At 47.8% G+C, this 8,261-nt stretch carries 5 protein-coding genes and 1 pseudogene; 4 read left to right on the forward strand and 2 right to left on the reverse strand.

Features of this window, described 5'->3' with window-relative positions; translation table 11 throughout:
• Positions 1-183 precede the first annotated feature (183 nt).
• Positions 184-1,188, reverse strand: a complete 1,005-nt coding sequence (gene nagZ, locus BCT27_RS19365) for a beta-N-acetylhexosaminidase (RefSeq protein ID WP_102396518.1) — start codon at positions 1,186-1,188, stop codon at positions 184-186.
• A 230-nt stretch (positions 1,189-1,418) separates the two neighbouring features.
• On the opposite strand from nagZ, the gene BCT27_RS19370 reads away from it, so the two are divergent.
• Positions 1,419-2,519 (forward strand): anhydro-N-acetylmuramic acid kinase, encoded by a 1,101-nt coding sequence (locus BCT27_RS19370; RefSeq protein ID WP_102396519.1) that lies wholly within the window; start codon positions 1,419-1,421, stop codon positions 2,517-2,519.
• A 98-nt stretch (positions 2,520-2,617) separates the two neighbouring features.
• Here the strand turns inward: BCT27_RS19370 and BCT27_RS19375 are convergent, their stop codons facing one another.
• A complete protein-coding gene (locus BCT27_RS19375; protein ID WP_102396520.1) occupies positions 2,618-5,179 on the reverse strand; it encodes a putative bifunctional diguanylate cyclase/phosphodiesterase in 2,562 nt (853 codons plus the stop codon).
• Positions 5,180-5,571: 392 nt separating this feature from the next.
• On the opposite strand from BCT27_RS19375, the gene BCT27_RS19380 reads away from it, so the two are divergent.
• The 3 genes and pseudogenes from BCT27_RS19380 to BCT27_RS19390 form a co-directional block, all read left to right on the forward strand.
• A complete protein-coding gene (locus BCT27_RS19380) occupies positions 5,572-6,564 on the forward strand; it encodes a sugar-binding transcriptional regulator (protein ID WP_102315991.1) in 993 nt (330 codons plus the stop codon).
• Positions 6,565-6,973: 409 nt separating this feature from the next.
• Positions 6,974-7,924, forward strand: a complete 951-nt coding sequence (tal, locus tag BCT27_RS19385) for a transaldolase (protein ID WP_102315990.1) — start codon at positions 6,974-6,976, stop codon at positions 7,922-7,924.
• Positions 7,925-8,031: 107 nt separating this feature from the next.
• Positions 8,032-8,261, forward strand: a pseudogene (locus BCT27_RS19390) (transketolase); the annotation flags it as partial.

The raw sequence follows: 8,261 nt of genomic DNA on the forward strand, positions 1-8,261 counted from the left end.
GATAGAGCAGATAGAGCAGACTCATGGTAAAAGCGGTTAAGAGAAAGCAAGTACTAAACATGTTATTCTCACGTCACTACCGCTTATTTGAATCCTGGGTTTCTCTCTCGCTTTTGCTCGTCCTGCTTTTTCTGCTCTTCCTCGAATCTCGAATCTCGCAATCTCGCTTTTCGCGTCTAGATCTTAGCTATTCTTCTCTTGCCATTCTGCCCCAAACGCGGCGACGCGTTGCTGAACTTGGCGCCATTTTGACGACGCTTTCAGCTCTTTCACCGAGAATTGGGTTTTCTTCAGCAAGGTCGCGGCTTGTGGAACGTCGCTGATGGCGATGTTGTCCAACACTTCGATCGAAGATTGACGGTTATTACACAGCAACAGCATGTCACAACCCGCGTCTAGCGCTTGCTGGCTACGTTCAGCAGGGCTACCCATCACAGATGCACCTTCCATGCTTAAATCGTCTGAGAACACGATACCGTTAAAACCAAGCTGTTTGCGCAAAATAGTTTTGAGCCAGTATGGGGAGCCGCTCGCCGGTAACGCGTCATAATTCGGGTAAATAACATGGGCGGGCATCATGGCATCCAACACACCCGCATCGATTTGGGCTTTGAATATTGCCATGTCTTGTTCGAACAAGTCGCTTCGCTCATCCACAGGGCTTTCGACATGCGAATCAGCCAGCACCGCACCGTGGCCCGGGAAGTGTTTACCCGTTGTCGCCATGCCTATCTCTTTCATGCCTTGCATGAATGCGGTAGAAAAACGAATCACGGTGTTGTTGTCTTCACCAAACGCACGGCTGCCGATCGCTTTGCAATCGAAGCCACGGTCAAGCACAGGGGCAAAACTGATATCAATGTCATGCGCCATCAATTCAGCCGCCATCAACCAGCCTGATTCACGCGCCATGTTTTCGCCATTCGGCATTTTTGCATAAGACTGTGCAGGCGGAATCAAAGAGAAATGCTCTCTAAAACGCTGAACGCGACCGCCTTCTTGATCGACACCAATCAACAACGGACGCTTGGCGGCTTTACGCATAGACGCCGTTAATGCTGCCAATTGCTCACTGTCATGATAATTACGCGCAAATAAAATCACGCCGCCAACGGTAGGATGTTCCAAAAGCTCGCGATCTTCCGCGTCTAGCTCGTATCCTTCAACATCAACCCACAATGGGCCCATGGTGCTCTCCTGTTTTCGCTGTGTTCGGCAGTTTCTCTGCCAGATTGCGGCCATATTACGCTGATACGCACACGGTAGAAAACCCGAAGCACGAATTTGATATCTGAATTCTTTTCGCTATGAGAGACTTATGCCCAAACAACCTGAAGATGCTCGCTGAATCCTGCATCTTCAAGTTGTTTGGGTATAGCAATCATCGCTATTCATTCAGGCTCTTCAAGAGGCATACGATGGGCACTTATATTGGCATCATGTCCGGCACCAGTTTAGATGGCATCGACATTGTCGCTGCGGACTTTTCGGCATCAGCACCCGCGCTTTTTCATAAAGCGATGTATCCGTTTCCTGATGCGCTCAAAAGCAAACTCATCGGTTTAAGCCAAGGTGAGCCGATTACGCTGGAAGAAATTGGCACCATCGATCATTTTCTAGGGAAAACCTACGCAGAAACAGTAAATCGCTTCCTCGCCGAGACGGGATTAGATCCGAACGATGTCCTTGCCATTGGGTGTCATGGCCAAACCGTGTTCCATAAACCCAACGGACCCATGCCCTTCACCATGCAATTGGGCGACGCCAATCTGATTGCCGCATTGACGGGCATAACAACCGTCGCGGATTTTAGGCGTAAAGACATGGCGCTTGGCGGTCAAGGTGCGCCTTTGGTGCCTGCTTTTCACCAATCATTATTTGCAGATGCAACAACCAGCCGCGTTGTGTTGAACATTGGCGGTATCGCGAATATATCTGTGATTGAGCCAAATAAACCCGTCGTGGGTTTTGATACTGGCCCTGGCAACATGCTGATGGACAGTTGGATTAACCTTCACAAAGGCAAAGCCTATGACCATGATGGCGAATGGGCAGCGTCAGGAACGATCAATCGTTCATTGCTTGAACAAATGCTCAGCGAGCCTTATTTTGATCTGCCTGCACCCAAAAGCACAGGCCGTGAATTGTTCCACCAAGGTTGGCTAAATGCGCAATTAGCATTGTTAGATGAAGCCGTCTCGCCCGAAGACGTGCAAGCCACGTTGTTGGCATTCACCGCTACGTCAATTGCAAACGATGTGAAATCCATTAGCGAAGGCGAATTGCTCGTGTGTGGCGGTGGCGCGCAAAATGCGGCATTGATGGCTTCACTGCAAGATTTGTTACCACGTTGGCAAGTAATGCCAACCGATGCCAAAGGCATTGATGGTGATTCCCTCGAAGCGCTGGCGTTTGCATGGCTGGCAAAACAGGCGATTGAAGGGAAACCGGGGAATTTGCCCGAGGTCACTGGGGCATCCCGACCTTGTCGATTAGGGGCAATTTATTATCCTGACTAGCACCAGTCAGAGAACCAAACATACCGATCATAAAGAAGGGCGTGAATACCATTCACGCCCTTCTTGTGTGTAAAGTGATGGAAAACAAATCGGTATGGCTAAGAGCCAAGCTTGCGTGAGCGGTTAGACCCCAGCGGCACTTGGTGACTGGTTCGCCTCATGTAATTCATGTACTGGTTGAAGCTCAACGCACGAGAATAGTGATACCCCTGCGCGATATCGACACCGTAACGTTTCAGCACTGACGCAGTTTCTAGGTCTTCCACCCCTTCCGCGACGACCATCAAACCCAGTGATTTCGCCATTTCCGTGGTAGCACGAACAATGTTTTGTTTACGCGGACTGCTGGTGAGCGAGTGAATAAAGCTTCTGTCGATTTTCAATTCGGTAAACGGTAATTGTGAAAGATACGTCAGGGAGGAATACCCCGTACCGTAGTCATCAATCGAGACTTCAATATCGCGCTGTGACAACTTATCAATCACTTCATGCAAACGCTCATAATCAGACACCATGGTCGACTCGGTCAGCTCCAAGGAAAGCAACCCTGTTGGCACGCTGTAAGAATCGGCAATATCAGCAATACGGTCAACGAGATTAGGAATCGCAATGTCCGTGGCACTCACGTTAATAGACAAGCGACGATTAAAGCCTTGATCCATGAGCTTGCTTTGCTGGAAGAACGCACGGCGAATTACCCACATGGTGAGGTCATTAATCATGCCCACTTCTTCCGCCAGCTTAACGAACACTTCCGGAGAAATTTGCCCAAACTTAGGGTGATCCCAACGAAGCAATACTTCTGAGCCATGAATAGATCCCGTACGTAAATCCACTTGAGGCTGGTGGTAGAGTTCTAATGTGTCGTTATCAATCGCCTTTTTCAGATCCGCCACCAACGACATGTTCATGGTGCGGTTGAAATTTTTCAGCGAATCGTACGCGTTTATTTTCTTGTCGCAGGGGTTACTGTCTTCTACCGCTTGGAACGATTTGTTGATCAGTAAGTCTGCATTTTTACCGTCTTTCGGGAAGCAACTCGTGCCCACGGAGCCTTGAATGCGAATACCAAAAGCGTTCAATTCGATGTAGCTATCCACCTCATCAAGCATGGAAGACACCAGTAATTTTACTTTCTCCGCATCCGTAGAAAGAATGATAAATCCGAACTTGCCTTCTTTTAAGCTCGCCAGACGATGATGTTTATCAAACGTCGTTTCCAACACACTCACATTATCGCTATCCAGAGCGCTGCGTAAGCGCGAACAAATCTCACCGACGAAGTAGCGCTTTTCATCTTCCGACATGTAAAGCGATAAGCTTGAAAAACGATCAATCTGGAAACAACAGAGGGTAAATTCGCGGTTTCTCGCAATCAGGTTCGACACGGCAAACGACATGACATTGAGGTTTGGCAGCAACGACGTTTCATCATGGGTCAGTTGATAAACCGACTCACGACGCTGCTGTCGAAAACGCTCACCCAGAGCAAGCGCCATAAACAGCACCGCCAGTACTGTGCCCATCATGAAGGCATAACGGCTGAACAAGGTGTATTCGATCACGCCAGTCGCCAGCAACGGCGGGAACACGCCCGCAATCACCAATGGTAACCACGACATGATAAACATGCGCCCCCAGTTATGACCTTTTTGCCAGCGTACCCATACCAAGGTACCAATGAGCCCGTAAAACATCGGCTGCATAGCGATCAAGAACGTACCTGCGATGTGTTCTGGTAAGAACAAAGACATGCCCATCAAGCCGGCCAGCACCCACAGTCCGTAGTGCACAACCTGACGTAATAGGGAGTTCGATTTGTGCACACGCAAGTAAAGGTGCGCAAACAACAAAGAGAACCAGAACAGCCCAAATGTCAGTGCGACAATATTGTTACTGAGGAGAAGTTGAACGCTCGAAGGGAAAAGATAAATACCAAAGCCGTGAATCGCCCCTAATTGAAGCAGTGCTGTCAGAACATAGCCGACATAGACAGCGTAAACCCGCTCCTTCAACGAGACATACACGGCAGCAGTGTATATTGCCACTAACAACATGATGGCAATGAAGCCACCCCAAAGAGTATGGAGAAGTTGGGTCAATAGGTGGAATTCGTGTTGTTCCAGGATCCAAATCGGCATCACTGGGATACCCGTAGAATAGACCTGCATATACAGCGTGGTGTGTTCGAAACCATCGAGGGAAAAATGAATGGCAGGGGGCATATCACCCATTCTGTAATCGCGTTGGCTGCTGTCGCCTAACGACCATTGTTGCGTTTCTTGGCCCTCAACATTGAATTGGTAAATGCTAAGTTTGTCGATCATCGGTGTATCGAAATACAATGACATATGACGATGTTCAGAAAGAAGGTTATCGACTTCTAGCTTGATCCAATACGATTTCTTTCCAAGCTGCCAAGGAATTTCTTTCGGATCTTCAATGTTTCTGAAAATGGCCGCTTTTCGCACATAACTCAAAACATGGCTGTTTGAGCTGTCTATAAAGTAGCTATATGCAACGCTGAGATCTTTGCCTTGGGATGTTAATGTTGGAAAGAAATTGATGTATCGAACGCCTGCTGCAACAAAAAGCACTACAACAAACAACGTCGATGCTATCCATAACATCTTGTTTGGAACAAGCGATTGAAATTTCATCTAGCCACCCTGACAGATAAATATCGGGCTTCTCAGCAAACATAACTGTCCCGTGCGGCCTACGAACCACATTATCGAGACAACTTTTCTGAGAAAACCAACCGAACTCTGTACCTAACCGCCCTACTCTTTTTTTATTCAGGCTTTTTTAAAAAGCCTGTTTGAATGAGTTTCAGCGAAATCTATTGTCCTATCGTGTATCCGCGCATTTAATCGCTATGTTTTAATCTAGATACGAATGACCATTTTTACAAACATGGCATGGACTTGACTTAAAAAGTTCACAGAAAAAGGTTAAAAGCGTGACTGAACACATGCCCGACACATGAACATTTGTTCATAGAAAGGGTTCAACGTACACTGCTCGCGTTAAATCTTTTCAGGATGTCCCCATGAACACGACCCGCACATTGAGTAGCAACTTCGAAAGCTTGCTTGATGACACCAACTTTCTCACTGAAATCGCCATTCTCTATTATCAGCAAAATGCCACGCAGGAAGAGATATCAAAAAAATTCGGTATCAGCCGTGCGAAAGTCAGTCGTCTACTCCGCCGAGCTCGCGAGGAAGGCATTGTTGAAATCAGTGTGAAGTTCCACCCCGTCCACAGCGCACAACTCGAACAGCGTTTAATGGCCCGTTTTTCGCTCAAACGTGCCTTGATTGCACTTGATCAACCAAGTGTTCAAGAACAACGCACACAAGTTGCTACACTGGTGTCTTCTTTCATCGATGGCAATTTACAAGACGGGATGGTGGTTGCTGTTGGCCAGGGTCAAAACGTAGCGGCTGTGGCTGATCACCCCGGCATTGTCTCCCACCGTAATGCACGCTTTGTATGCGCCATTGGTGGAACGCACCGCAGCGGCGACATCATTAACGCCGATCATATTTGCCGCCGCCTTGCGAAGAAATTTGGGGGCAGCAGTGAGACCCTATATGCCCCTGCATACGTTGATACCCCTGAGATTCGTGATGTTTTTCTGAATCATCCCAACATCAATGAAACCTTGAATCAGGCGAGAAAAGCGGAGTTCGCGTTAGTAGGTATTGGTGACATGGACGAGAACAGCCATATGGTGAAGTTGGGCTGCTTTTCTGCAAAAGAGTTTGTCGAAGCACGCGTTAATGATGGCATTGTTGGCGATATTGGCGGCTTTGATTTCTTCAAACTGGATGGTAGTCGCGCCAATACATTGATGCGAGATCGCGTTGTTGGCTTAGAAATGAGCGACTTAACACGTATCCCAAATGTCATTGCGATGGCAAGTGAAAGCCGTAAAGCACTGTCGATTTTAGGTGCGTTAAAAACAGGTACCATTGATGTACTTGCCACAAGTGCAAGTTGTGCGATGGCACTGCTAAATATGGTCGATAATGAATAACGCTTCGTGACTTTCGCTGCCCTATACACCCTCATTTTGTTGGGTGTGGGACCAAAAGCAACAAAGACAAGAAACGAAAAACGGTGACCAAAAAGAAAAATTCAGTACGGTGTGTTGTATCAACCAAAGTACGTTAGCTTGCTTCCAGAAGTGAAACTAAGACTCTGTCACAGATTCAACACAATCCGTTACTACGCGAAAAGCGTGTGAGATCGAAGTGAGATTTATCCGATCAGATCGTTGACTTTGTCGCGTAAAAACACAAATATGACCCTATCATTTGCTCACGCTCGATACATTTGTTCATCCAAGCGTCTACCCCCTTGTAGACCGCGGGTTACAGGAGCACTGAGCACCTACTGGTAGCGTCGCTGCCATAGTGAAACTCAAGACAAAAAAGGTTTAAAAGATGAGCACGAAATTGGAACAACTACGCAAGCTCACAACAGTCGTTGCTGACACGGGTGATATTGATGCAATTGCGAAATATCAACCACAAGATGCCACCACGAACCCTTCTCTTATTCTTAAAGCTGCCGACATCCCAGAATATGCGCCGTTAATTGACGACGCGATCGCTTACGCGAAAGCGATGAGTCAAGACACTGAGCAGCAAGTTGCTGACGCAGGCGACCGCCTTGCCGTTAACATTGGTAAAGAAATCCTTAACGTGATTCCTGGCCGCATCTCAACAGAAGTTGACGCACGTTTGTCTTACGATTTCGAAGGCAGCGTGGCAAAAGCACGCAAACTGATCAGCATGTATAACGAAGCGGGTATCAGCAACGATCGTATCCTGATCAAGCTGGCATCAACGTGGGAAGGTATCCGTGCCGCAGAAGTGCTAGAGAAAGAAGGCATTAACTGTAACCTGACACTGTTGTTCTCATTTGCTCAAGCACGCGCATGTGCAGAGGCAGGTGTTTACCTTATCTCTCCTTTCGTTGGTCGCATCATGGACTGGTACAAAGCTGCCGAAGGCCGTGACTTTGCACCTGCGGAAGACCCAGGCGTATTGTCTGTTTCTAAAATTTACGAATACTACAAAACTCACGGTTACAACACTGTAGTCATGGGCGCAAGCTTCCGTAACACAGGCGAAATTTTGGAACTGGCAGGTTGTGACCGCCTAACCATCAGCCCACAACTGCTGCAAGAGCTTTCTGATGCAGAAGGCGACGTGGTTCAGAAATTGTCTGATGACGTAGAAGTTCAACAACGCCCAGCGGCAATGAGCCATGCAGAGTTCTTGTGGGAACATAACCAAGACCCAATGGCCGTAGAGAAATTAGCAGAGGGTATTCGCAACTTCGCTGTCGACCAAGGCAAGTTAGAAGTGACCATTCGCGAGAAACTCTAAATCTAACAAAAGACATTTTCGAGAGCGGCTATTGCCGCTCTCTTATTTCTTATATCATTCTGTTGATTGATATCAGGTCTGAAATTCATAGTTAAGGTAAGCCCAAGATGGAACGTAAAACCCTTGCCAATGCGATCCGTGCGCTAAGCATGGACGGTGTACAACAAGCAAACTCTGGTCACCCAGGTGCCCCAATGGGTATGGCTGACATCGCCGAAGTACTGTGGCGTGACCACCTGAACCACAACCCGCAAAACCCTGAGTGGGCTGACCGCGACCGTTTCGTGCTGTCGAACGGCCACGGTTCAATGTTGATTTACTCTCTGCTTCACCTCAC

This window comes from Enterovibrio norvegicus, assembly GCF_002876705.1.
Taxonomy (GTDB): domain Bacteria; phylum Pseudomonadota; class Gammaproteobacteria; order Enterobacterales; family Vibrionaceae; genus Enterovibrio; species Enterovibrio norvegicus_B.

Excerpts from the sequence above, each read along its gene's own strand:
- nagZ (WP_102396518.1), bottom strand. The coding sequence starts at position 1,188 with ATGGGCCCATTGTGGGTTGATGTTGAAGGATACGAGCTAGACGCGGAA.
- BCT27_RS19370 (WP_102396519.1), top strand. The coding sequence starts at position 1,419 with ATGGGCACTTATATTGGCATCATGTCCGGCACCAGTTTAGATGGCATC.
- BCT27_RS19375 (WP_102396520.1), bottom strand. The coding sequence starts at position 5,179 with ATGAAATTTCAATCGCTTGTTCCAAACAAGATGTTATGGATAGCATCG.
- BCT27_RS19380 (WP_102315991.1), top strand. The coding sequence starts at position 5,572 with ATGAACACGACCCGCACATTGAGTAGCAACTTCGAAAGCTTGCTTGAT.
- tal (WP_102315990.1), top strand. The coding sequence starts at position 6,974 with ATGAGCACGAAATTGGAACAACTACGCAAGCTCACAACAGTCGTTGCT.